Annotated in this window: 26 protein-coding genes; 11 read left to right on the forward strand and 15 right to left on the reverse strand. The window is 63.9% G+C overall.

All coding sequences use genetic code 11. From position 1 onward, the window contains the following. The first annotated feature begins 97 nt into the window (after positions 1-97). The 7 genes from ACVC5H_RS01680 to ACVC5H_RS01710 all read left to right on the forward strand — a co-directional run bounded on the left by ACVC5H_RS01680 (position 98) and on the right by ACVC5H_RS01710 (position 4476). Positions 98-379 carry a hypothetical protein gene (locus ACVC5H_RS01680; protein WP_489620691.1) on the forward strand — a complete coding sequence of 94 codons (282 nt, stop codon included), beginning with the start codon at positions 98-100 and terminating at the stop codon, positions 377-379. A gap of 151 nt (positions 380-530) precedes the next feature. Beyond that, the gene (locus ACVC5H_RS01685; protein WP_489620692.1) at positions 531-1160 is read left to right on the forward strand and encodes a low affinity iron permease family protein; all 630 of its coding nucleotides are present in this window, start codon (positions 531-533) and stop codon (positions 1158-1160) included. Between the two features lie 17 nt (positions 1161-1177). After that, a complete protein-coding gene (locus ACVC5H_RS01690; RefSeq protein ID WP_489620693.1) occupies positions 1178-1381 on the forward strand; it encodes a hypothetical protein in 204 nt (67 codons plus the stop codon). Positions 1382-1645: 264 nt separating this feature from the next. After that, positions 1646-1906, forward strand: coding sequence for a DUF4148 domain-containing protein (locus ACVC5H_RS01695; RefSeq protein ID WP_489620694.1), 261 nt, complete (start codon positions 1646-1648; stop codon positions 1904-1906). Positions 1907-2023: 117 nt separating this feature from the next. Next, positions 2024-2248 carry a hypothetical protein gene (locus ACVC5H_RS01700; protein WP_489620695.1) on the forward strand — a complete coding sequence of 75 codons (225 nt, stop codon included), beginning with the start codon at positions 2024-2026 and terminating at the stop codon, positions 2246-2248. Positions 2249-2435: 187 nt separating this feature from the next. Beyond that, positions 2436-3299: a cysteine hydrolase family protein gene (locus ACVC5H_RS01705; protein ID WP_489620696.1), complete on the forward strand. Its 864-nt coding sequence runs from the start codon at positions 2436-2438 to the stop codon at positions 3297-3299. Positions 3300-3537: 238 nt separating this feature from the next. Then, the gene (locus tag ACVC5H_RS01710; protein WP_489620697.1) at positions 3538-4476 is read left to right on the forward strand and encodes a LysR family transcriptional regulator; all 939 of its coding nucleotides are present in this window, start codon (positions 3538-3540) and stop codon (positions 4474-4476) included. A gap of 43 nt (positions 4477-4519) precedes the next feature. Here the strand turns inward: ACVC5H_RS01710 and ACVC5H_RS01715 are convergent, their stop codons facing one another. Further along, positions 4520-5419, reverse strand: a complete 900-nt coding sequence (locus tag ACVC5H_RS01715) for a DMT family transporter (protein ID WP_489620698.1) — start codon at positions 5417-5419, stop codon at positions 4520-4522. A gap of 221 nt (positions 5420-5640) precedes the next feature. On the opposite strand from ACVC5H_RS01715, the gene ACVC5H_RS01720 reads away from it, so the two are divergent. Next, positions 5641-6264 (forward strand): glutathione S-transferase family protein, encoded by a 624-nt coding sequence (locus tag ACVC5H_RS01720; RefSeq protein WP_489620699.1) that lies wholly within the window; start codon positions 5641-5643, stop codon positions 6262-6264. Between the two features lie 271 nt (positions 6265-6535). Here the strand turns inward: ACVC5H_RS01720 and ACVC5H_RS01725 are convergent, their stop codons facing one another. Both ACVC5H_RS01725 and ACVC5H_RS01730 read right to left on the reverse strand, forming a co-directional pair. Further along, positions 6536-6688 carry a hypothetical protein gene (locus ACVC5H_RS01725; protein WP_489620700.1) on the reverse strand — a complete coding sequence of 51 codons (153 nt, stop codon included), beginning with the start codon at positions 6686-6688 and terminating at the stop codon, positions 6536-6538. A gap of 170 nt (positions 6689-6858) precedes the next feature. Beyond that, positions 6859-7947: an NADH:flavin oxidoreductase/NADH oxidase gene (locus ACVC5H_RS01730; RefSeq protein ID WP_489620701.1), complete on the reverse strand. Its 1089-nt coding sequence runs from the start codon at positions 7945-7947 to the stop codon at positions 6859-6861. A 126-nt stretch (positions 7948-8073) separates the two neighbouring features. Here ACVC5H_RS01730 and ACVC5H_RS01735 point away from each other — a divergent pair, with 126 nt between their 5' ends. Then, positions 8074-8406, forward strand: coding sequence for an ArsR/SmtB family transcription factor (locus ACVC5H_RS01735; RefSeq protein ID WP_489620702.1), 333 nt, complete (start codon positions 8074-8076; stop codon positions 8404-8406). 15 nt (positions 8407-8421) lie between these two features. Here the strand turns inward: ACVC5H_RS01735 and ACVC5H_RS01740 are convergent, their stop codons facing one another. From ACVC5H_RS01740 to ACVC5H_RS01755, 4 genes are all read right to left on the reverse strand, one after another. Further along, positions 8422-8853: a hypothetical protein gene (locus tag ACVC5H_RS01740; protein WP_489620703.1), complete on the reverse strand. Its 432-nt coding sequence runs from the start codon at positions 8851-8853 to the stop codon at positions 8422-8424. A 150-nt stretch (positions 8854-9003) separates the two neighbouring features. Beyond that, a complete protein-coding gene (locus ACVC5H_RS01745; protein ID WP_489620704.1) occupies positions 9004-10287 on the reverse strand; it encodes a c-type cytochrome in 1284 nt (427 codons plus the stop codon). A gap of 12 nt (positions 10288-10299) precedes the next feature. Next, positions 10300-12072, reverse strand: coding sequence for a GMC family oxidoreductase (locus ACVC5H_RS01750; RefSeq protein ID WP_489620705.1), 1773 nt, complete (start codon positions 12070-12072; stop codon positions 10300-10302). Between the two features lie 51 nt (positions 12073-12123). Further along, the gene (locus ACVC5H_RS01755; RefSeq protein ID WP_489620706.1) at positions 12124-12837 is read right to left on the reverse strand and encodes a gluconate 2-dehydrogenase subunit 3 family protein; all 714 of its coding nucleotides are present in this window, start codon (positions 12835-12837) and stop codon (positions 12124-12126) included. A gap of 441 nt (positions 12838-13278) precedes the next feature. Between ACVC5H_RS01755 and ACVC5H_RS01760 the strand changes: the two genes are divergently transcribed. Then, positions 13279-13800: a GNAT family N-acetyltransferase gene (locus ACVC5H_RS01760; RefSeq protein ID WP_489620707.1), complete on the forward strand. Its 522-nt coding sequence runs from the start codon at positions 13279-13281 to the stop codon at positions 13798-13800. 70 nt (positions 13801-13870) lie between these two features. Here the strand turns inward: ACVC5H_RS01760 and ACVC5H_RS01765 are convergent, their stop codons facing one another. Then, complete coding sequence (locus ACVC5H_RS01765; RefSeq protein WP_489620708.1) at positions 13871-15511, reverse strand: DUF3300 domain-containing protein; 1641 nt, start codon at positions 15509-15511, stop codon at positions 13871-13873. 478 nt (positions 15512-15989) lie between these two features. On the opposite strand from ACVC5H_RS01765, the gene ACVC5H_RS01770 reads away from it, so the two are divergent. Then, positions 15990-16877, forward strand: coding sequence for a LysR family transcriptional regulator (locus ACVC5H_RS01770; RefSeq protein ID WP_489620709.1), 888 nt, complete (start codon positions 15990-15992; stop codon positions 16875-16877). A 110-nt stretch (positions 16878-16987) separates the two neighbouring features. Here ACVC5H_RS01770 and ACVC5H_RS01775 read toward each other — a convergent pair whose 3' ends face one another. The 7 genes from ACVC5H_RS01775 to ACVC5H_RS01805 form a co-directional block, all read right to left on the reverse strand. Then, complete coding sequence (locus tag ACVC5H_RS01775) at positions 16988-17998, reverse strand: SIS domain-containing protein (protein WP_489622638.1); 1011 nt, start codon at positions 17996-17998, stop codon at positions 16988-16990. After that, positions 17991-19118: an N-acetylglucosamine-6-phosphate deacetylase gene (gene nagA / locus ACVC5H_RS01780; RefSeq protein WP_489620710.1), complete on the reverse strand. Its 1128-nt coding sequence runs from the start codon at positions 19116-19118 to the stop codon at positions 17991-17993. The genes ACVC5H_RS01775 and nagA overlap by 8 nt, the downstream gene beginning before the upstream one ends. Beyond that, positions 19115-20032, reverse strand: a complete 918-nt coding sequence (locus ACVC5H_RS01785) for a glucosamine kinase nucleotide-binding domain-containing protein (protein WP_489620711.1) — start codon at positions 20030-20032, stop codon at positions 19115-19117. The genes nagA and ACVC5H_RS01785 overlap by 4 nt, the downstream gene beginning before the upstream one ends. 3 nt (positions 20033-20035) lie before the next feature. Next, on the reverse strand, positions 20036-21169 hold the full coding sequence (locus ACVC5H_RS01790) for an ABC transporter ATP-binding protein (protein ID WP_489620712.1): 1134 nt from the start codon (positions 21167-21169) through the stop codon (positions 20036-20038). 15 nt (positions 21170-21184) lie between these two features. After that, positions 21185-22039, reverse strand: a complete 855-nt coding sequence (locus tag ACVC5H_RS01795; RefSeq protein ID WP_489622639.1) for a carbohydrate ABC transporter permease — start codon at positions 22037-22039, stop codon at positions 21185-21187. Between the two features lie 79 nt (positions 22040-22118). Continuing rightward, complete coding sequence (locus ACVC5H_RS01800) at positions 22119-23033, reverse strand: carbohydrate ABC transporter permease (RefSeq protein WP_489620713.1); 915 nt, start codon at positions 23031-23033, stop codon at positions 22119-22121. Positions 23034-23118: 85 nt separating this feature from the next. After that, on the reverse strand, positions 23119-24417 hold the full coding sequence (locus ACVC5H_RS01805; protein WP_489620714.1) for an ABC transporter substrate-binding protein: 1299 nt from the start codon (positions 24415-24417) through the stop codon (positions 23119-23121). Between the last annotated feature and the right edge of the window lie 204 nt (positions 24418-24621).

Below are 24621 nucleotides of genomic sequence, written 5' to 3' on the forward strand. Positions count from 1 at the left end.
ACGTGCCAAGAGTGCCTCAGACATTTCCTGATGGGCGCGTACGAGGCAGGGGAATATCATCGCCGCATTGTGATGAAACGATGAGGACGGGGAGCACATGGGCTGGTTCGACGCCATCATGCAATACGCCATCTATGCCGCGCTGGTGTTGTGTTCGTTCGGGCTGGTGGCGGCCATTGCATTGTTCATCGCGCTGGAGCACCGCTGGCAGGACGACGTTGCCCATGATGTGGAGGATCTCTCGCTGCGCTGGCAGCAGGCCCGCCACGACGACACGCTTCCTCCTCACCCCTGGGAAGAACTGCGCAACCGCATCGGCGAGATGCAGATCGTGGCCGAGGAGCCTGACCGGCCCAGTCCCTACAAGAACGTCGCCTGACGTTTGCGCTTGTTCTGTACACGCCCACGGCTCTGCCTGCTTTCCTACAGCAGGCAGAGCCTTTGTCCGCTTATCGCGGCAGTGCGCCGCGCAGATACTCCTACCCAAGATGGCGCGCCTGCGTTGCGCGCCGAGATGGGAGATCCGCATCATGCAAGCCACCGAACATTCCAGCAACGAACCCTCCGCCAACGAGCGCCTGGGCGACCTGTTCCATCGTTTCAGCGAAGCCTGCGCCCAGGCCGTAGGCAGTTCCTGGACCTTCGTGGTGGCGCTGGGCGTGGTACTGGTGTGGGCCGTCACCGGACCCGTGTTCGATTATTCCGACACCTGGCAGTTGCTCATCAATACCGGCACCACCATCGTGACCTTCCTGATGGTGTTCCTGATCCAGAATGCACAAAACCGCGATGCCCAGGCCACGCAACTGAAGCTGGATGAACTGATTCGCACCGTCAAGGGCACCCGCAAGCAGATCATGGATGCCGAAGATCTGTCGGATGAAGAATTGTCCCGCCTGAAGGACGAGTTTGCGCACATGGGTGAACATCCTGACGATCCGGTGCGCCAGCGCCTGCGCAAGTCGCTGGGCGGCGGGCGCATCCCGCCGGTGGAGCGGCCGCCACGTCATGCGAAGCCATCCGCGCAGGCGCCTTCTGCATCTGCCGCCACGCCATCCCGGACTCGTGCAGGGCACGGCAACATCCAGCCCGTGGTGAAACAAGCCCAGCATGAGGAATACACCCAACCGCTGCGCGTGAGCCAGCGCCAGTGGACCTGACATCAGGAGAGCCGATCATGAATTCGCCCCGCATCCCGCCCCGCCCTTCCGACAATGCACTGGATGACCATCCTGATGCACGCCACACGCCAGCGCAGGAGGTCGCCCCCGATCCGCTGGCCGGCGCGCCCGCCAAGGGCCGCACCGCGCTCAAGCCGGGCGGGCTGTCCGAAGCCGAGCAATTGCTGGAACAGCAGAAGCTGGATCGCCAGGGCCGCTGATCACTGCGGCCTCTTCAGCCCAGCCTATCGGCCTGATAGGCTGGGGCGATTGTTCCAGAAGCCGGAACACTCAATTCTCTGCAGCATGGTTTTTCTCCTCTGCGCTCTTCCGTAGACTTCAGTCCATCGATGAACGACATCGCAACGCAAGAAACGATGCGGTTCTAGAGAGTGGCACCCGCCGACCGACATCCCGGTGTGGTGCATCACTGAACTGTAATCCAGCTTACTGAAGTCCCCTCAACGCATTCAAGGAGAAACATCATGTCCGCAAAGACCCTCATCGCCGCTGTCCTGGCCCTGTCCGCTTCGTCCGTCGCTTTTGCTGAAGCCCAATATCCGGTCGAGAAGCCCTTCGTATCGCACACCACCCGCGCTGCCGTGAAGGCTGACCTGGCCCGCGCCCAGGCCCAAGGTATCGCCAACCAGCCTGATGCCGTGTTCCCGGTCATCAGCAATGGTGCCGCCAAGAGCGCAGTGCAAACCGCCGGTGGCGCCGCCGACTCCACCTACGCAGGTGCCTGATGCAGGGCTGGCCGATGCGTGCGCCGATCCTGTTGGCCACGCATCGCGGTTCGCTGCACCGTCACCGGTGTGAGGCAAAGAACCCCAAGCACGTAAAACAAGAAAGAGGAATTCATCATGCTGCATCAACTGTTCTCGCGTAGCCTGTCCGTCTATCCACGGATCTACCTGCAATTTGCCGCTCTGGTCGGTTTGCTCATTGCCGCCGAGTTCAGCTTGAGCACCCTGTCCATGATGCTGACCCAGCGCGCCGTCTATCGCGTCTCGCAACGCGTGCGCCATCGCCGTGAAGTGCTGCGCCGTGCGCGCGGCGCCGAACCTGGCGGTAATTGCTGTGCCTGAGCTTCGCTCAAGGATTTGAGCCATGAAAAAAGCGGCGCATCCATCGGGACTGCGCCGCTTTTTTCGTGGCTGTTGACGCGTCGCTGCGTCCGGTGGGGGATCGACGGCCTTCAGCCTGTCCATCCCGGTCAAATCAAGTGGTCTACACTGGCGTCATCGCAACCCTGCCCACCGAAATATGGATTCCATGAAACGCTCCCTGCATCTCCTCGTGATCGATCCGCAAAACGATTTTTGCGACTTGCCGGCGTCCTGGCTCCCGGCTGACCCGGCTGCGGGCGGCGTACTGCGACCGGCATTGCCGGTGGCCGGCAGCCATGCTGACCTGCAGCGCGTTGCAGGCCTGATCGACCAGGGCGGGGCGGGCCTGTCGGCCATCAGCATCACCCTCGATGCTCACCACCGGCTGGACATCGCTCATCCCACCTTCTGGCGCCAGGCTGATGGCGCGGGCGTCGCGCCTTTCACCCAGATCGAAGCTGCGCAAGTGCGCGCCGGTGCCTACCTGCCGCGCGATCCACGGTCGCTGCCGCGCGCCCTCGCCTATCTCGATGCGCTGGAAGCAGCCGGACGCTATCGCCTGATGGTCTGGCCGGTCCACTGCGAGATCGGCAGCTGGGGGGCGGCGGTCCATGCCGACGTGCGCGCCGCCTACAACCGCTGGGAAGAAGCCACCCTGGGCGTGGTCACCAAGCTGGGCAAGGGCAGCAATCCCTGGACCGAGCACTATTCGGCCGTGATGGCCGAAGTGCCGGACGAGGATGATCCGGCCACCCAGCTCAACCTTGGTTTCATCGCCACCCTGGCGCAGGCTGATACCGTCTACATCACCGGCGAAGCCGGCAGCCATTGCGTGCGGGCCACCACCGAGCACATCGCCGCCAACCTCGATGCCGCGGGCCGCGCCCGTCTGGTGCTGGTGACCGATTGCATGAGCCCGGTGGCCGGCTTCGAGGCGCAGTACCAGGATTTCCTGGCGGCCATGTCCAAGGCCGGTGTGCGCCTGGCTACATCGGCCGAGGTGCTGCAGGAACTGCAAGCCAACGCCTGACCCTGTTCAGCAGACAATGAGGCACTGGCGAATCGGGCCGCTCATGCGGAACTGACGAGGGTTTTGCCGTCTCTTCTCCCTGCCCGCCGTGCAGGCCCCATGCCAAAATGGCATAGGGCGCTGTCCATGCCGTTCGGTATATTGGCTGGCGTTCCAAGGAAGGGGGCGGCCAGGGACAACGGCCGGCGCCCTAGCCAAGCCGCCGGACCAGTGCGGCAAGCCAAACGGGGTAGGGAAGATGGAAATCAAATGGGTGGAGGACTTCCTCTCGGTCGTCGACACGCTGAACTTCAGCCGCTCGGCCAAGCTGCGCAACGTCACGCAGCCGGCCTTCGGTCGCCGCATCCGCTCGCTGGAAACCTGGCTGGGTGCCGAGCTGTTCGACCGCTCGTCCTATCCCTGCACGCTCACCCCGGCCGGTGAATCCTTCGTGCCCATTGCCAAGGAAATGCTCAACCAGTCCATGCAGGCCCGGCTGGTCTTGCGCGGCCAGCTGGCCGGGGCGCAATCCTCGGTGCGCTTTGCCATGCCGCATACGCTGCTGCTGACGGTGTTCCCCAAGCTGCTGTCGGAAATCGAAAAGACCATCGGTGCCATCGTCACCACCGTCATGGCCGGCAACGTCCACGATGCGGTCATGGCCCTGGTGGAGCGCAACTGCGACCTGCTGCTGTGCTATGACCACCGCCAGCAGGGCATCGCCCTCGATACCGAACGTTATGCCGTGCTCTCGCTGGGCAAGGAACCCCTGCGTCCCTACGTGAAGACCCTGCCCGGTGGCCTGCCCAAGTACGTGCTCCCTGGCACGCCCAATGATCCGCAACCCTTCCTGAGTTATTCGCCGTATTCGTCGCTCTCGCGCATCGTCGAGAAGGCGCTGCATTCCAGCCCGCGCCGCGTGCACTTGTTCCGCCGCTTCGAGACCGACCTGGCCGAAGGCTTGAAGAGCATGGCCGTGGAAGGCCATGGCATCGCCTGGCTGCCGGCCAGCGCGGTCTCGCGTGAAATCGCCGAAGGCAAGCTGACCCTGGCCATTGCACCCAATGACAGTGAAGCACTGGAGCAGGGACTGTGGTGCGACGAGATGGATATCCGCGTCTATCGCCGCATGGATGGCGCCAATCCCGACATCGACCGGATCTGGAACTACCTCAAGGCCGAGCACGGCGCGCAGTAAGCGCCCCTGGTTTTTTCGGATGCGCCCGTGTGCCCGGGCTGGCTCAGGCGGTCACTTTCTTGTCCTTGACCGCCACCGCGGGCTTGGCCCGCAAGGCAGTGGCGGTCGCCACCAGCACGATGCCGATGCCGGTCACGGTCCCCAGGGTCACCGGTTCATCCAGCAACAGCCAGGCCCACAGCGATGCCGTCATCGGGATCAGGAAGGTCACCGTGACGGCCTTGGTGGCGCCTTCGGCGGCAATGAGCTGGAAGAACAGTGCGTAGGCAATACCGGTACAGACCACGCCCAGCACCAGTACAGATAACAGCGCCGGCAGCGTACCGGCCTGCAGCGCATGCGGCATCGAGGGCGCGGCCAGCGGCAGCAGGCACAGGGCGGCGGCGAACTGGCTGCCGGTGGCCATGGCGATGGGCGGGATACCACCGGCGCGCATGCGCGTGAAGGTAGCGGCGAAACCATAGCTGACCGCGGCGCCCATGGCTGCCAGCACGCCGGCAATCACCAGCGCATCGACCGGTACCGGGCCGATCCCCACCAGCACCGCCACCCCCACCAGGCCCAGCACGAAGGCGCCGGTGCGCAGCAGGCTCAGCCGTTCACCCAGGAGCAGGAAACCGAACATGGCCGTGAAGACCGGCGCCAGTGAATTCATGGTGGCCATGTAAGCCGAGGGAATGTGCAGTGCCGACCAGGCAAAGAGTGCAAAGGGCAGGGCGGTATTGAAGACGCCGATCACCAGGTAGGGCAGCCAGTTTCGGCGCCACTGCAGCGGCACCCCGCGCATGCGCGCAAAGGCCAGCAGCGACAGCGTGGCCAGCGAGGCGCGGCCGAAGGTGGTCAGCATGGGACCGAAGACCGGCGCGGCAATGCGCATGAGCATGAAGCTGGTGCCCCAGATGGCAGCCAGCAGCAAGAGCTTGGCAATATTGGAGGAAGACATGGGCGTGGACTGCACCGCAGCGCGGTGTCGGGATGGCCAATCGGATGACGATTGTACGGCCACTTCTTCAAGCCGTCCCGGTACAGTTGATGACTTTGTACCGTGCCACTTGGCCGCTGCGCAACAGACACATCGCTCTTTACACGCTAACTGTGCATGTCACTGTACCGGTACACTTGCTAGGCTTGATGGCTTTGACACCATTCCTGCAGGGGACGCGCATGCTGACGATCTACGGCCGTGACAATTCCATCAACGTACGCAAGGTCCTGTGGGCCTGCAGCGAGCTGGGTATTGCGTTCGAGCGGCAGGACTGGGGCGCGGGTTTCCGCGCCACCAGCGAGCCGGCTTTCCTGGCCATGAATCCCAATGCGATGGTGCCGGTCATCGATGATGATGGCTTCATCCTGTGGGAGTCCAACGCCATCCTGCGCTATCTGGCGGCGCAGTATGGCGGGACCGCGCTCTATCCGCAGGCACCCCGCCTGCGTGCGCGCATCGACCAGTGGATCGACTGGCAGGCCAGCGACCTCAACCGCAACTGGAGCTATGCCTTCATGGCGCTGGTGCGCAAGTCGCCCGAGCATGGCGATGCGCAGCAACTGGCGGCGTCCATTGCCGGCTGGACGCGTTTCATGCAGGTATTGGAGCAGCAGTTGCAGCACAGTGGAGGATTCGTGGCGGGGCCTGATTTCACGCTGGCCGACATTCCGGTGGGCTTGTCGGTGAACCGCTGGTTCGGTACCCCTTTTGATCATCCGCCCCTGCCGGCCGTGGCCGCCTATTACGAGCGCCTGAGCGTACGGCCGGGCTTTCGCGCGTATGGCCGCAACGGCATGGCCTGATGCGGGTGGGCACGGTACACTGCCGCCTTGCGCATGCCGCGCCCATCCCGTTTGCAGGCTCACCATGGTTACCCGAAAGAAAAAACTGTTGTTCCTTGCTGCCTTCCTCGGCTGTCTGCTGTTGGCCAGCGTTCCCTTGTGGACTTTGCTTTTCTATTGACGCCGACACAAAAAAATCCCCCGGATCCAGCGACCAGGGGGCCAACATCATTTCATCGTGATTCAGGCAGACACATACCAGGCGGCACCTGCGCGGTGCCGTCCCGCTCGCTCAGCAAGGCGGCCGCCGTGGCGGCAGGCTGGCGCGGCGGGCCAGCGGATGGTGCCGCCAGCGGGCTTCGGCCAACAGGATGATGCCCGCCGAGCACAGCGCGACGGTCATCAAGGTAGAGAGAACGGCAGTCAGCAGGAAGGGGGTGAACATGATGATCTCCTCAAGACGGCTTCATCTTAGGACAGACCATCACCGCTGGCTCTAGTGATTTTCCCTAGAAAACACATACGCCGCTCAGGAAATTCCCGAGCGGCTTGCAGGCCTGCAATGCTGCAATCCTGCCATGCCGGACGACAGACAGCGAAGGCAGCCTTGCCTCATCAATAACGTTCCAGCCAGTGCGCGTACGGTGCCGGCAGCGTCCACGAGGCGCGGTCCACGCCCAGTTCCTTGGCCGCCTGGTAGGCCCAGTGCGGGTTGGCCAGGTGGGCGCGGCCCACCATCACCAGGTCCAGCTGTCCTTCCTTGACGGCGCGCTCGGCCAGTTCCGGGGTGCCGAAGCCCCAGGCCGAGGAGACCGGCACGCCGGCTTCCTCGCGCACCCGCCTGGCGATCGGGCCGAGGAAGGCCGGACCCCAGGGAATCTGCACTTCCGGAATGGTGAAGCCTATGGTCACGCTCACCATGTCCATGCCGCTGTCCTTGAACTGGCGCACCACGCCGATGGATTCCATCAGGGTCTCTTCATCGCGGCCGTCGTATTCCAGCACGCCGAAACGCACCGTCAGCGCCAGATGTTCGGGCCATACTTCGCGCACCGCACGCAGGGTCTCCAGCAGGAAGCGGGCGCGGTTCTCGACGCTGCCGCCATAGATGTCATCGCGCTGGTTCGAATGCGCCGAGAAGAAGCTCTGGCCCAGATAGCCGTGCGCGAAGTGCAGTTCCAGCCATTCGAAGCCGGCCTCGCGGGCGCGGATGGCGGCATCGACGAAGTTCTGGCGCACGCGGGCGATGTCGTCCAGGCTCATGGCCTTGGGCAGCTTGGGAAGTCCCTTGCCATATGCGATGGCCGACGGGGCGATGGTGTCCCAGCCGCGCGCATCGTCGGCGGCAATGTGGTCGTCGCCTTCCCAGGGGCGGTTGGCGCTGGCCTTGCGCCCGGCATGGCCGATCTGGATGCCAGGCACGGCACCAGCGGCCTTGATGGCTTGCACCACCGGCACGAAGGCTTGCGCCAGATCGTCCGACCAGATGCCGGTGCAGCCCGGCGTGATGCGGCCTTCCGGGGCGACGGCAGTGGCTTCGACAATCACCAGGCCGGCACCGCCGCGGGCGATGCTGGCGTAGTGCGACAAATGCCATTCATTGACCTTGCCGTCCACCGCCATGTACTGGCACATGGGCGGGACGGCGATACGGTTGCGCAGGCTCAGGTCCTTGAGCTTGAAGGGGGTGAACAGGGAAGACATGGGCGGTTTTCTCGTCAACAATCAAAAAGGAATCGACAGGTGATGCACGTGCACATCACCTGTTTCGTTGGTTCGAACATATTCGAACTATGGAAGGAGTATAACCCACGGTGTATCATCTTGCAGATGCGTCCCTACAAACACCCCGAGATTGCCGAGTTCGTGCTGGAGCGCGTGCTCTACGCGCTGAGCGATTCGATCCGCCTGGAGATCGTGCGCCACCTTGCGCGCGTGGAATGTGCGACCTGTGGCGAGCTCGATGGCGGGCGTCCCAAGTCCACCGTCTCCCATCACTTCAAGGTCTTGCGCGAAGCCGGGCTGGTACGCACCGAGAGCAATGGCACCACCCACATCAATACCCTGCGCAGCGCCGATATCGAGCAGCGCTTCCCTGGCCTGCTGTCGGCCATCCTGGCCCAGCAGGACAAGCTGCCCGGCCGCCGCAAGAAGGCGGCCTGAAGCGGCTTCCAGAAGTCAGAGCTTGCCGGCTGCGATGTCGGTGTCCACCGCCACGAAGGCCATCGCCATCGCGTACTGTTCCGCCTCCACCGAGGTATTGCCCCGAAAGTCCTCGCATACCACGCGCCGGAAGGCCACCGGATTGTCATTGCGATGCAGCTGGTAATTGCCGACCCAGGTACCGTCGATCTGCTCCCTGCTGCTGACCCGGATGAAATAGCCGTGATGCTCGGCCACGTCATTGTCGAGCAGGGTATCGATGACGGCGCGCGCATAGCCGACCCCGGCCACCTGTGCTGAAGCCACCGAGCCGAAGGGATTGCCGCGCAGGCCCGGAGCCGGTTCACCATCGATGCTGACGGCGCAGTGGACGTCGCCATCGCGTTGCTGCGTGCAGGTGACACTGATGTGCTTGCCGCGATAGGTGGCGCCGTAGGTGGGTAACATGCGTACTTTCAAGGGAAATTTTCTGAGCGCTATAGTGGCGTGATCGGGCTTGCCGGTCAATCGCCGTGCGCGTCGCCAAGAGCTTGGCAGATGTAAAAAGGCCCGCATGTCTCCATGCGGGCCTTTCATTGCGGCGATCAGCGCAGGCGATCAGGAACCTTGCCTGGCGAGGCCTGCCCGCATCCGGCTCACTTCACTTTCCGATACGGCCCCCGCCTGGTTGCCCCAGCCCTGGCGCACGAAGGTGGCCAGCTCGGCCGCTTCCTTGTCCGAGAGACGATGGGCGAAGCCCGGCATGACCAGGATCGACGGCGCCTTCTCGGTGGAGGGCGTGCGCGCCCCGGCCAGGATCACGTGCAGCAAGGCGCTGGGGTTGTCGGCATTGACCACGGTGGCGCCATCGAGTACAGGGAAGATGCCCGGTGCACCACGGCCATTGACGAAGTGGCAGGCGGCGCAATTGTCGAGATAGAGCCGCTCGCCCAGCGTCAGGTCCTTGGCCGCCGTGAGCTTCCTGGCCGTCGCCTCGGCACCTTGCGGTGTCACCCGGCCACTGCTGCTGGAGGCCACCGGCGAGAGCGTCTTCAGGTAGGCCGCGATGGCCTGCAGATCCTCGGACTTCAGGTGCGCGGTGCTGTGCTCCACCACCAGGCTCATCTCGCCCGCCACCGAGGCGGTCTTGTTGCGGCCGGTCTGCAGGTAGTCGACGATATCCTGTGCGCTCCAGTGCGGCATGCCGCGCAGCGAGGGCACGGCCCAGCCGTTGAGGTCTCCGCCCGAGAGGAACTGCGCCTGGCTGCTGTCGCTGGCCTTCTCGTTCATGGCGAAGCCGCGCGGCGTGTGGCAACTGCCGCAATGGCCCAGGCCTTCGACCAGGTAGGCACCGCGCTTGATCTCGGCGTTCCAGCCTTCCTGTTCCTTGAAGGGCTTGTCATTGGCGAAGAAGATATTCCACAGCTTCATGCCCCAGCGGATATTGAAGGGGAAGCTCATGCTGCTGGCCGGCGCCGCAGTGGCCACCGGTTTGACCCCTTGCATGAAGTAGGTGTAGAGGGCATGGATGTCCTCGTCACTGACCTTGGCATAGCTGGGGTAGGGCATGGCCGGGTAGAGCTGGGTGCCATCGGCGCGCACGCCATGGCGCACGGCATTGGCAAATTGCGCCTCGCTGTAGTTGCCGATGCCGTGTTCCTTGTCCGGCGTGATGTTGGTGGAATAGATGATGCCGTGGCCGCTGTCGATGGCCAGCCCGCCCGAATAGGCCGGCTTGCCCGCTGCGCTGTGGCAGGCCATGCAGTCGCCGGCACGGGCCAGGTATTGGCCGCGCGCCACCACATCCTGGTCGGCCGCGTGCGCCGGAGTGAGCGCACCCAGTACACCCAGTGCAGACAGCGACAAGGCCAGGGTGGCAAACAATGAAGTCAGTTTTTTCATGTTCTCTCCCCCTTATACCTGGACCAGCGGGCCGGGGTTCTTCAGGTACTGCGTCTTGATGGCTTGCGCTGCCATGAGCGTGATGGCGCCGATGGTGTCGGTCGGATTGGCCTGGAAGTTCTGCGGGAAGGCATTGCCGCCGGGGACGAAGACGTTGTGCACGTCCCAGGATTGCAGGTACTTGTTCAGGGCCGAGTCGCGCGGCGAATCACCCATGATGGCGCCGCCCACGTTGTGGGTGGAGACGTACTTGGTGATGTCCCAGTGTGAATCCAGGGCCAGGAAGCTTTCCGACATGTGATCGGGATTGAGCTCCTTGGAGATCTTCAGCACGATCTCTCGCAGGTAGCGTTGCAGCTTCAATTCGTTCTGGCGCCAGTCGAAGGTCATGCGCAACAGCGGCTGGCCCCAGGGATCCTTGTAGTTGGGATCGAGGTCCAGGAAGTGGCCGCGATAGGACATGCAGGTGGTGGTGATGCTGATCTTCATGGAATGGTCGTACCAGTCGATCATGCCCTCCTTCCAGCCGCGTCCCCAGCTCGGCGTGCCCGGTGGCAGTGCCGTGCCGATCGGTGCCCCCGAAGCTTGCGAGCTGTGGATCTTGGCGCCGCCGATGAAGCCCTGCTTGATGCCATCGTCGAAGTTGCCCGGGGAGATGTCGTTGAACATTTCGCCGGTAGCGCCGGCCGTGGCGAAGGAATTGAAATGCTTGTCCTTGAAGAACAGCGTCGCGCCCCCGTTGGAAAGGAAGGCGTAGTTGCGGCCGATGACGCCGGTCTCGGTGATCGGGTCATAGGGCTTGCCGATCCCCGAGAGCAGCATCAGGCGCACGTTGGCGAACTGGAAGCTGGAGAGGATCACGACCTTGGCCGGCTGGAACACTTCCTTCATGTTCTCATCGATGTAGGTCACCCCGCGCGCGGTCTTCTTGTCGGCGTGCAGGTCCACGCGAATGACGTTGGCGTTGACCTTGTAGTCGAAGTTGGGCATGCGCTTGACCACATCCAGGATGGTGGTCTGCGGCGACGCCTTGGAATAGTTCAGGCAGGGATACTTGCTGCAGAAGCCGCAATAGTTGCAGGGTGCGATCTGCGCGCCATACGGATTGGTCCAGGCCTGCGAGACATTGGCCGAAGGATTGGGGAAGGGGTGGTAACCCATCTTGCGCGCCACGTCGGCGAACAGGCTGCTGTTGTAGGTGTCGTGCAGCGGCGGCAGCGGATAGGGGTTCGAGCGCGGTCCTTCGAAGGGATCACCGCCCGGCTGGATCTGGCCGCGCAGGTTGCCGGTCTTGCCCGACTGGCCGCACACCTTTTCGAAGAAATCGAAGTGCGGCTCGATCTCGTTCCAGGTGAACGGGAAATCCTTGATGCGCATCTCGGGATCGAGATTGCTGTGCTTGTAGGCCTGGTCGGCGTAGGTCTTTAGCTTGAGGTCGGTGGGCGTGGGACGGATCAATACCGCAGTCCAGTGCAGGCCCGAGCCACCCACGCCGGTACCGGGCGCGAAGGCGCCCCACTTGCGGGTCGGCAGCGCCTGTTGCGCGGTGTTGTAGCGCACCGTCAGGGCAGCATCGCGCGGCGTGGCGAAGACCTTGTTGCGGGTGGCGTAGCCGTACTGGTCGGCCGGCTTGGGATAGGCGAAGTCTTCGGGCGGGCGGTCCGGGCCGCGCTCCAGGGCGCGTACCTTCAGGCCGGCCTGGGCCAGTTCGATGGCCATGATGGAGCCGGCCCAGCCGAGGCCGACGATGACGACATCCACGTCGTCGTTGGTGATGTTAGGCATGGAATTCAATCTGTAAGAGGTTGCAGGCGTGAGCGGGACAGCATCGGCGCCTCAGGCGCGCTTGCCCGACAGGCTCACGGGCCCCAGCGGATACTTCACGTTGTGCTGGTCCACCCATTCGGTGTAGGCCGCACGCGCACCGGGGAAACCGATGGCGACCCAGGCCTTCATGTCCTTGTTGCCGCCGTACATGGGATCGGCCAGGTAGCCGTTCTTGGTATCACCCAGCAACTGGCCGAAGAATTGCGAGGGCTTCATGGCCTTCTCGCCCAGCGCGGCGAAATCGACGCCATTCTTCTGCAGGGCCGTTAGCAGGGCATCCTTGTCCTTGGCCTCCAGCTGCTCGAAGCGCTTGCCGTGTTGCTGCTGGCTGAGCTGCTGGGTCAGGTCGATGCCGATGCGATAGACGTCCTGTGGCGCGTAGGGAATCTGGAAGCCCAGCGTGGAGGGCGCATCCGTCTGGTGCGGCCCCTGCTGGTAGATGTCGCTGCCCAGACCGGCATGCAATTGCTGGTCGATGAAGACCGGCACGTTGGTTTCCAGCGCACCCGGTCCGCGCCCTTCGGCGGGAATCAGGCGGTCGCAGGCGGCCAGGATGAAGAGCCATTGGGCGTCGTTGAAGAACACCGGCTTGTAGTGCTGCAGTTCGATGCCTTCCAGGCCATCGGCCCGGGCCTGCTTGAGCAGGGGAAGCGAGACTAGCGGAACTGCCGCTGCGGTGGCCGTCAGGACGGCACGCCGCGAGGGACTGAACTTGGTGGTCATGATGGGAGCAAAGTGGGGTGGGTGGAAAACAAGTTGCGCGACACGCCGGGGCGCGTGCGCCATGCGGAGCAATCTACCTGCCAGGACCGGTCCATGACGGACGTGCCGGAGCCCGCCCGGCTGGTGTGGCCAGCGTGCGCAGGAACGGGAGTCGTCGCCAGGGAATCGGTCATGCGTCGCAATCTCAGAGTGGGTCAACACGTCTCCGATCTTGCGTCCAGCCTCGGGGGCTGGCATTTCTGGTGATTCTCCTGTCCTTGTCATGCAGACAATCTGGCAAGGAGGAGTGCTCTATGGATGAGCGGACGCATTCTAACACCTCTAGTTGTCAGATGTCTTAAGAGGAAATCACGCAACAAAATCCACGCTCGCCGTCTTCGGCTACACTGCTGCCCCAGACGATTGTTCTTCTTGAACCTGATATCCGGGACCCGAGACACCATGCAGATCCGCGACGCCACCCCTGCCGACATTGCCGGCATCACCCTGATCTTCAACGATGCCGTGGTCAACACCACCGCCATCTGGAGCGACACCCTGGTCGACGACAAGAACCGCCAGGACTGGCTGGCCGCGCGGCGCCAACTGGGCTATCCGGTGCTGGTGGCGGTCGACGGCGGGAAGGTGCTGGGCTATGCCAGCTTCGGCGACTGGCGTCCTTTCGATGGCTTCCGCCACTCGGTGGAACACTCGGTCTACGTCCACAAGGATCATCGCGGCGCAGGCCTGGGCGTGGCGCTGATGCAAGCGCTGATCCCGCGCGCGCGCGCCTGTGGCAAGCATGTGATGGTGGCCGCCATCGATGCCAGCAATGTCGGCTCGATCGCCTTGCACAAGAAGCTGGGCTTCGAGCAGGTCGGCCACATGCCGCAGGTTGGCACCAAGTTCGGCAAGTGGCTGGACCTGGCTTTCCTGCAACTGACGCTGGACCAGCGCACCGATCCTGACCGCATCGGCAGCTGAGGACAGTTCTTTGCACGACAAAAGGGCCGCTGTGACGCGGCCCTTTGTGTTGCAAAAATCCGATGTCGCTTCAGCCGTTGTGCTTCTCGGCTTCGTGTTTGTCTTCTTCGCGCTTGTCCTGCTCGTGCTTCGCAGGCTCGTGCTTCTGCTCGGCATGGGCTGGGGGTGCGTGTTCGCGTGCAGCCGCTTCGCGCTTTTCCGGTGCCGGCTTCTGTTCGTGCAGGGGCTTGTTCTCTTCCCGGTTGGAATGTGCCGGCGCCTCGGGGCGCGCGTTTTCCTGCTTCATGGCCAGCGCCTTTCTTTCCTCGGCCTGCTGACGGGCTTGCTGCGCGGCGTTGTGCTGGGCCTGTTCACGCTCATGGGTGGCTTGCTGTTCCTTCTGGGCATGCTGCTCCTGCTGTTGCTGCTGCTCGCGCTGGGCCTGTTGTTCCTTCAGTGCCATTTCCTGGCGTTGCCGTGCGTTCCCTTCCTGCGCAGCCTGTTGCGGATGCACGTTGGCCAGTTCCATCTTCTGCTGCGGCGGCTGCCCATGCTGGACCGGCATGGCACCGGGACGCGCATCGCTGGCGGTGAAGTGCGGCATGCTCATGGCGGCCGGAGCCGCCTGTTCGCGACGATTGTCGATGCGAGTCTGGTTGTTGACGTTGTGCTCGTCGACATTGCGCACGTTGCTAACGTTATTCACGTTATTGACGTTGTTCATGTTGTTGTTCACCACCCGCGTATTGTTGACCGTCACGTTGTTGTTGGTCACGCGATTGATCACCGTGGTCGAATGCGAGACGTAGGTGGTGTTCTTGTACACCACGGCCGGCCGCTGCCAGTCGCCGGACGGACGGTCGCCACCGCCCGGGCCGCCCCAGTGCATGCCCCAGTCATGCCAGCCCCAGCCGGAATGATGGCTGATGGCTTCGCCCACGAACACGCCCACGCCGAAGGACAGCGCGCCCACCACGACCTCATTGGCTACCGGGCTGGGCGGACGGTAGGCATAGCCCGGATACACCGGCACCGGAGGTCCGTAGACCACGGCCGGGTTGTAGGCCGGTACATAGACCGTATCGGGCTGGCTGGATTCGATCACGATGGTCTGTGGCGGCGGCGGGATCACCGGTGCGCCGGCATAGACGGTACGCGGTTCAGGTGCCTCCTCCACGCGCACGCTTTCGCTGCCGCGGGCCGTGCTGACCACCTTCAATCTGTCCGAACTCTTGAGGTTGCCAGCCTGTTGCGCACGCAGGCGCAGATCCTGGATGGCATTCATCACGTCATTCGGATCATTGACGAAAGCATCGCCCAGCGAGCGTGTCCAGTCCGGATTGGCGGCCATCTGCGAGAGCACTGCGGGGAACATGGTCAGTGACTTCACGCTCACGTCCCAGGGTTCCTTGTCTTCTGCGGCCTGCAGGATATCGCCCTTGAGCGCGCCATTCTGGCCCAGCCACTGGTTGGCCGCGACGATCTGGTCCGGATAGGTGGCACCGGCCAGCACTTGTGCCACCAGCTTGTCGGGGAACAGTGCAATCGGGGCCACCATCTGCGAGAGCTGCGCAGCCGTGGGCGGCGTATAGGGCGGCGTGGTCGGGGCAGCGGGTGCGGCCGCTGCCGTGGGCGGCGGCGCGTCCTGCTTCTGGCAGGCCGAGAGCGCCAGCACTGCACCGAGCAGCGAGGCCGAGACGATGATGGCGGAAGATCTGTTTCTTGTTGTCATGATGGAGTCCTCGATCCGGGTCGGAGCATGAAAAGGCGTTGCGATAGCCGGCTAACGACGCGCGGCGATGCTCAGTTGACCTCGGAATTGTGATGGGATGTAACAGCGCGGTCCGTTGTCGCGCGGTCACGCTTTGTTAGGATTCGAGCACGGCCTTGATGAAAGGTTCTGTGTATCGCACACATCGGCTGGAAGATCGCGGACGCCGGGAATCTGACAAAGAACTGACTGGAAATCCGCACCAGAAAAGGATAAGAAGGTAATGATCCTTGTCAGTGATTTGCAAGCCAAGGTCTCATCAGCGGGAGGAATGATTTTCGGAAAGGTGTACTAATAATATTAAAAAACTTAGTTTTTTAACTGCATGAAAGTATCACGTCTCATCTCGCAGGGTGGTCCGATGGTGGGGATTCCTGCATTGTCGATGCATGACATAAAATGATGGAATCTTATCCACCCATGAGTTCCATTCATTTCCATGCTGGACCGCATCCACCTCTCCATCGTCCAAGAAGTCGAACGCCAGGGTTCCCTCACGGCGGCCGCAGGCGTGCTGCACGTCACGCAATCGGCCCTGAGCCACAGCATGAAAAAGCTGGAACAGCAGCTGGGCACCGATATCTGGCTACGCGAAGGCCGCCATCTGCGCTTGACGCAAGCCGGTCAATACCTGCTGGCCGTGGCCAACCGTGTGCTGCCGCAACTGAGCCTGGCCGAGGAGCGCCTGCGCCAGTTCGCCCAGGGCGAGCGCGGCGCGCTGCGCATCGGCATGGAATGTCACCCCTGTTACCAATGGCTGCTCAAGGTTGTCTCACCCTATCTGGCCGCGTGGCCGGACGTGGATGTGGACGTGAAGCAGAAATTCCAGTTTGGCGGTATCGGTGCGCTGTTCGGCTACGAGATCGACCTGTTGGTCACGCCCGATCCGCTGGACAAGCCGGGCCTGGTGTTCGAGCCGGTGTTCGATTATGAACAGGTGCTGGTGGTGGCTGCCGATCATCCGCTGGCCCAGGCCGATTACGTCAAGCCCAGGCAGTTGAGCAACGAGGTGCTGGTGACCTATCCGGTACCGGTGGACCGGCTGGACATCTACACCCAGTTCCTGGCCCCGGCCGGCATCGTGCCGCGCCGTCACAAGACCATCGAGACCACCGACATCATGCTGCAGATGGTGGCCAGCGGACGCGGCGTAGCGGCGCTGCCGCGCTGGCTGGTGCTGGAATACGCCGAGCAGATGGCGATCGTGCCGGTGCGCCTTGGCAAGCATGGCATCGCCAAGCACATCTACCTGGGTGCGCGCGAAAGCGACGTGGAGATCGATTACCTGCGCGCCTTCATCGACGAGGCGCGCCAGGCGCAGGGATGACCTTTGGGCGACACTCCACCCGTTCGGACTGAGTAGCGGCGTAGCAGCGTATCGAAGACACGCCTGCGTGCAGAAGCATGAGCGTCCCTTCGACAGGCTCAGAACAGGACCTAGTTCGTCTTTGTTACTTTGTTGAGATGGCGCGGCCGGTCCGCATCCATCCCGCGCGCCGCCGACAATTGCGCCGCCATCACGTAGAAGGCCTGGATCGCCACGATGGGATCGAGGTCGGGTGTAGCTGCCACCGGCAAGGTGAGGTCTCGTTCCACCACCTCCTCCGGTGCGGCCAGCAAGACCCTGGCGCCACGCACCCGCATCTCGGCCGCCAGTGCCAGCATGCCGGCCTGGGACGGTCCGCGCGTGGCGAACATCAGCAGCGGATAGCCTTCTTCGATCAGCGCCATTGGCCCGTGCTTGATCTCGGCGCCGCTGAAGGCCTCGGCCTGGATGGCGCAGGTCTCCTTGCATTTCAGCGCCGCCTCCAGCGCCAGCGGGAAACCGGTGCCGCGTCCCACGATCATGAGCCGGTTGGCCGGCACCAGGGCCTGCACCGCCATCGACCAGTCGCATTCGCAGGCCGCGCGCAGGGCATCGGGCAACTGCTGGAGCGCGGCCAGCAAGGCGGCATCGTCCTGCCAGTGCGCCGTCAGCAAGGCACCTGCCACCAGGCTCGCAATGAAGCTCTTGGTGGCCGCGACACTGGACTCCATCCCTGCATGCAGCGGCAGGCTCCATTGCGCTGCACTGGCCAGTGGCGAATCGGCCTGGTTGACCAGCGCCACCGTGGTCGCACCCTGTGCGCGGAAGTAGCGGATCGGCTCCACCACGTCCGGGCTCTGTCCCGATTGCGAGATGGCGATGGCCAGCGCATCGCGCACCTGCAGCGGCGCCTGGTTCAGCGTCACCAGCGACATCGGCAGCGAGGCCACGATGCGGCCCAGGCGCGCCATGATGAGATAGGCGCAATAGGCTGCCGCATGATCCGAACTGCCGCGCGCCACCGTCACGACGTTGGCGGGCGGGGTGGTGCGCAATTGCTGGCCCAGGGCGACATAGCGGTCCTGGTCACGGGTCAGCTGCACGGCCACGTAGTCGGCTGCAGAGCGGGCTTCCTTAAGCATCAGCGAGGTCAATCTCTTCTCCTTCCACATAGACAGCCTTGAGGGCGAATTGTCGGTCCAGTACCACGATGTCGGCATGGTGGCCGGTGGCCAACCGGCCCCGATCAGCCAGGCCCAGGTAGTCGGCCGCATAGGTCGAGGTGCGCAGCGAGGCTTCTGCCACGTCCATGCCCAGCGAGATCAGATTGCGCAGCGCCTGGTCCATGGTCAGCACGCTGCCGGCCAGCGTGCCATCGTCCAGCCGTACGCCGCCCGCGCACTTGTGCACCACCTGGCGGCCCAGCGCATAGTCGCCATCGGGCATGCCGGCCGCCGCCGTCGAATCGGTCACGCAGAACAGGCGCGGGATGGCGCGCAGCGCCGTACGGATGGCGCCGGGGTGTACGTGCAGCAGGTCCGGGATCAGCTCTGCATACTGCGCGTGCGCCAGCGCTGCGCCGACCATGCCGGGCGCGCGATGGTGGAAGCCGCTCATGGCATTGAACAGGTGCGTGAAACCGGAGGCTCCATGGGCCAGCGCGGCCACGCCATCGTCATAGCTGCCGGCGGTGTGGCCGATCTGCACCTTCATGCCGCGATGAGCCAGCTTGCAGACCAGCTTCAGGTGGCCATCCACTTCCGGTGCGATGGTGATGAGCCTGATCGGCGCCAGGCTGTTGAGATAGTCCACCTGTTCCAGCGAGGCCTCGATGGCGAAGTCAGGCTGCGCGCCCAGCTTGCCGGGGTTGATGTAGGGGCCTTCCAGATGCACGCCCAGCACGCGCGCCTGGCCCGGCAGGCGCTGGTCGGTGGCGCTGCGTATGGACCGGAGGGCGACTTCGAGGTCGTCCAGCGGCGCCGTCATGGTGGTCGCCAGCAGGCTCGTGGTGCCGTGCCGCGCATGCAGGCGCGCGAGCACCTGTACCGCATCGCCGCCTTCCATCACGTCGCGCCCTCCACCGCCGTGCACGTGCAGGTCGATGAAGCCTGGCAGGATGTAGTCGCCCTCATCGATGATGCGCGGCTCGCGCCGTAGCGGCCTGCCGTCGATGGAGCGGATGCGCTGGTCGAACACGATGCTGCCATGGGTCCAGCCTTGCGGGGTCAGCACGTTGCCGTGCAATTGGGTCAGTGCATTCATGCCGGGGTTTCCTTGGGGTGCAGGGCGCGCCGCGCCAGCAGCAGGGCGCCATCGGCCGCGTCGGCTTGCGGTGCCACGATGCGGGCCTGCTGGCGCGGGTCCAGGTAGGGCTGCAAGGCTGCGGCCAGTCCGCCGCACAAGGCCAGCGGCAGGCGTTGTGCGGGGTCGAGCGTGTCGATCATCAGGCTGATCTCGGCCGCCGCCGCCTGCAGGATGGCGCGGGCGGCGGCATCGTCGGCAGTATGCGCCACTACGGGCCTGGCGGCACGGGCGAAGGCGGCCTGGTCAGCCTGGGCCAGCCAGTCCAGCAGGGTGGCGCGCTCGTCGCGTGCGGGATCGGCCGGCAGTTCGGTGCGGCACAGCGCCAGCACGGCCTCGGCCAGCGGGCCGCGAGGGCTGCGGCCATCCAGGGCCAGTTGCGCATGATGCAGGGCGCGCAGGCCCATCCAGCCGCCACTGCCATCGTCGCCGCTGGGAAAGCCCCAGCCATCGACCACGCGGCGGCTGCCGTCCACATCCAGCGCCAGGCCGATGGTGCCGGTGCCGACCGCGACGATGGCGCCCGGTGCACCGCCATGCGCGCCCAGCAGTGTGGCCACGCCATCGTTGACGATCTCCAGCGCGCCGAAAGCCGGTGCCAGTGCGCGAAAGTCAGCGGACCATTGCGCCACGTTCTCGCCGGCAATACCGATACCCACGGCCAGGGCCTGGTCGTGGGGGCGCGCCAGTCCCGCGTGGGTGAATGCCGCGTCGATGGTCTGGCCGATGACGTGCCAGGCCAGCGCTGCGCCATTGCGCAGCGCTGAACCGGGGCCGCTGGCTTGCGCCAGCACTTGCCCTTGCGGCGAGGCCAGCCGCACCAGGGTCTTGGTGCCGCCGCCATCCACACCGATCAGATAGGCGATGCCGTCCATGATTCAGTCCTGTCCGAGCCGGCGTGCCGCCTGCAGGTTGCCGGGATTGCGCCGCCGCAGCGCCTGTCCTTGGGCATCGAACAGATGAAACGCATGGCTCTGTACCGACAGCGCGACCCGCTCGCCGATGTGCACGCTGCGGTTGCCATCGCCGCGTACCACGATGTCGTGGCCGCCCTCCAGCGTCACGTAGAGGAAGTTGGCTTCGCCCAGGTGCTCCACCAGGTTGACCACGCCGCGCAAGGGCTGGCCATCGCCCAGGCCTTCGCGGATCTGTTCGGCGCGCAGGCCCAGGGTGACCGCCGCCCCCGGTCCTGCGCCCAGCGGATCGACATCGGCCAGCAGGCGCAGGCCGCCGGCGATCTCGACCTGCACACCGCTGTCATCGCAGCGCGTGACCACGCCGGGGAAGAAATTCATCTTCGGTGATCCGATGAATCCCGCCACGAACAGGTTCTGCGGCTGCTGGTACAGCTCCAGGGGCGTGCCGGCCTGCTGGATGCGGCCCTCGTGCATCACCACGATCTTGTCGCCTAGGGTCATGGCTTCCACCTGGTCGTGGGTAACGTAGACGATGGTGGCCGCCAGTTGCCGGTGCAGCTTGGCGATTTCCAGCCGGGTCTGCACGCGCAGCGCCGCATCGAGATTGGAGAGCGGCTCGTCAAACAGGAACAGGCGCGGCTGGCGCACGATGGCGCGGCCAATCGCCACGCGCTGGCGCTGGCCGCCCGAGAGTTCGCGCGGCAGGCGCTGCAGCAGGTGGTCGATCTTGAGGATGGCGGCCGCATGGCGGATGCGCGCATCGATGTCGCTCTTGCTGCTGCCGGCCACCTTCAGGCCAAAGGCCATGTTCTTGTACACGTTCATGTGCGGATACAGCGCATAGCTCTGGAACACCATGGCGATACCGCGCTCGGCGGGAGGGAGGTGATTGACCACCTGGCCACCGATGGCCAGCTCGCCGCCGCTGATCTCTTCCAGTCCGCACAGCATGCGCAGCAGGGTCGACTTGCCGCAGCCGGAAGGGCCGACCAGCACGCAGAATTCGCCATCGCGGATATCGAGGTTGAGCCCGGCCAGCACATCGGCGCGGCCGTCGTAGGTCTTGCGCAATTGCTTGATGTTGACGTGTGCCATGAAGTCTCCTGTGGATTATTTGACGGCGCCCGAGGTCAGGCCGCGGATGAGCTGGCGCGAGAAGGCCACATACAGCAGCAGTACCGGAATGACCGCCATCGACAGCGCCGCCAGTACCGAATTCCAGTCGGTGGCGTATTGCCCGATGAACTGCTGCACGCCCAGCGTGACGGTGCGGGTGTCTTCGCCCGGCGCGAGGATGAGCGGGAACCACAGATCGTTCCAGGCCGGAATCATCGTGAACACGGCCACGGTGGCAATGGCCGGGCGCAGCAGCGGCAGGATCACCCGGAAAAAAATGCTGAGCTCGCCGACGCCATCGCAGCGCGCCGCATCCTTCAATTCACCCGGGATCTGGCGCATGAATTCGGACAGGATCATCACGGCCAGTGGCAGTCCCTGCGCCGTATAGACCAGCACCAGGGCCGTGCGGGTATTGATGAGGTCCAGCGCCACCACCAGCTGCAGGATGGAGACGGTACCCAACCGGATCGGGATCATGATGCCGATGGCGATGAAGAAGTTCAGCGCGCGGTTGCCGACGAAGCGGTACTCCGTCAGCGCCCAGGCCGCCATCGCACCGCACAGCACGATCAGCAGCAGCGCGGCCAGCGTGACCGCCAGGCTGTTGCCGAAGTAGAGCAGGAAGTGCGTGCCCGCCAGTACCTTCTGGAAACCGGCGAAGGTCAGTGTCTCGGCCGTGGGCAGGGCCATCGGCCCTTCGAAGATGGCATTGCGGGTCTTGACCGAATTGATGAGGATGAGCGCAATCGGAAACAGGGCGATCACCGCATACAGGCACAGCACCGCATGCACCCAGAGATGGCCCGCCTGGCCGAAGCTGCGTTGGATCAGCGTGGGTTTGTGCATGGTGGTCGGGATAGTTGCAGAAGTGGAAGAAGCGGAAGAAGCAGATACGGGGGAAGAGGCCAGCATGTCGTCCTCCGCCTCACATGGCATAGCGCGTCAGGCGCCGCTGCACCAGCACGAAGTAGGCGCCCACGCCGCCCAGGATCACCAGGAACATCAGCGTAGCCACTGCCGCGCCCATGGTCGGGCTGCCGATCTGCGCCTGGTAGCCGAAGAAGGTGCGATAGAAGTAGGTGCCCAGCAGGTCGGAGGCATAGTTGGGACCGGCCAGTGCGCCCTTGACCGAATAGATCAGGTCGAAGGCATTGAAGTTGGCCACGAAGGTGAGGATGGTCACCAGCCCCAGGGTCGGGTAGATCAGCGGTAGCTTGATCTGCCAGAAGATGCGCATGGCGCTGGCGCCCTCGGCGTGGGCGGCTTCCAGCACTTCCTCGGGCACGGCCAGCAGGGCGGCATAGATCAGCATCATGGGAATGCCCACGTATTGCCACACCGAGATCAGCGAGAGCGTCACCAGCGCGGTGGATTCCTGTCCCAGCCAGGGGGCGAACCAGTCGGCCAGGCCGATCAAGCCCAGCAGTTTTTCGCTCACGCCCCACAGTGGCGAGAGGATCAGCTGCCAGATAAAGCCGATGATTACCACCGACAGCAGCGTGGGCAGGAAGATCAGGGTGCGATAGGTCCGTGCACCGCGCAGGCCCTTGAGGCTGAAGAGCGTGGCCAGCAAGAGGCCGATGGGATTTTGCAGGGCCATGTGGATGCAGAAGAACTTGACGTTGTTCCATATCGCATTCCAGAAGGCGGCCGACCAGTCGGGATCGAACAGGATGGTGCGGTAATTGTCCAGGCCCACGAAGCTGCGCACGCCTGCATCGTTGGCGGTGTAGAAACCCAGTCGCAGGGTATCCAGCAGCGGCAGGGCGCTGAAGAGTGCGTAGATCAGCACGGCCGGCGCGAGCAGCACCAGCAGTTGCCAGGCGCGGATGGTTTTCATGGGGTCTCCTGGTCCTGAAGGGGGAGCGGACATCTTGTCGTGTCCTTCGCTCCATTCTGTAGCGTCGCTTCGTCAGTTCGTCAGGTCACTGCTGCGGCTTGTACCACTTGGCAAAGCCGCCCTGGATCTTGGCCGCCGCATCCTGCGGGCTGAGCTTGCCGTTGAGCACCTGGGCATTGACGTTCCACATCTCGTTTTCCATGCTCGGGGTACCGCGATTCAAGATCTGCGAATTGACGCGGATGGTGGACGCACAATTCTTGCGCCAGCCCATCATCTGCTTGGCAATCGGGTCCTTCACCGAGATCAGGTGATTGGAGAGCGAGAAGAAACCCGTGACCTTGTTGGTATAGAGATCGGCAAACTCCTGCGAGCCCAGCCAGGCCAGGAACTTGTAGGCATCCTCCTTGTTCTTTGACTTCTTGTTGATGCCCATGCCGATGTCGTTGTGGTCCGAGATGTAGCAGGCATCGCCGTTCTTGGGCACCGGCGGCGGGAAGGCGGCGAAGTCCATCTTGCCGTTGAAGTAGGCGATATCCCAGGAACCGGCCGGGTACACCGCACCCTTGCCCAGCGCGAACATGTTCTGGCTGTCGCTGTAGGTCTGGGCCGAAGCGCCCTTGGGCAGGTACTTGCCGAGCCTGGCTTCGTAGTCCCAGGCGGCCACGAATTGCGGATCGGTGAACTTGGCTTTGCCGGCGATCAACGCCTTGCGACCTTCCTCACCCTTCCAGTAGTTGGGGCCGATGCTGGTGAAGAGCACCTGATGCGATTCCCACTGTTCGGCCGTGCCCATCACCAGCGGGGCGTACTTGCCGTTGGCCTTGACGGTATCGAGCAGCTTGAAGAATTCCGCCTCGGTCTTGGGCGGCTCCAGGTTCAGCTCCTTGAAGATCTTCGTGTTGTAGAAGAAACCGTGGATCACCGAGGCCATCGGCATGCAGAAGGTATCCTTGCCGTCATCGGTCTGCCAGGCCGCTTTCGCCGCGGGCGCGAAGAATTCCATGCCGGGCTTGCCGTCCAGTTTTTCCAGGTGGCCCTTGTTGTAGAGCGAGAGTGACACGTCGAAGGGGCGGCAGGCCACCAGGTCGCCAGCCGTGCCACCAGCCAGGCGTGCGGCCAGGCTGGAATCGTATTCGGTCGGCGCGGTGGGCGAGAACTTCACGGTGATGCCCGGATTGCTGCGCTGGAAGGCCGGGATCAGCACCTCCTGCCAGAGCGGCAGGTCATCCACACGCCAGCTTTCGATGGTGAGGCTGCCGGCCTGGGCAGGTGTGGCGGCCAAGCCGGACAGGGCCAGCGCCAAGGCACAGGCGGCCAGCAGGGGACGGCGCGGGAGGACAGGAAAGAGGGAAAAACCACCAGCCTTTTGTTCGGTCTGCATCTTGGGTCTCCTTGGTGTTGTGGGGATCGCCGCAGCGGACCACGACGAAACGCCGTGACATTAGCAGCGCCCACCATGTGATGCGAGCCGCGAGGCCAGCTCGCCAAGGACTGATGCAAGTGGTTGATTCAAAAGGAAAATGATGAAATGCCGAGGCGTTTTTCCATTACATATCCTTACACGGTATGCAGCACGGGGCTGGCG

The organism is Herbaspirillum sp. Her3 (assembly GCF_057961275.1).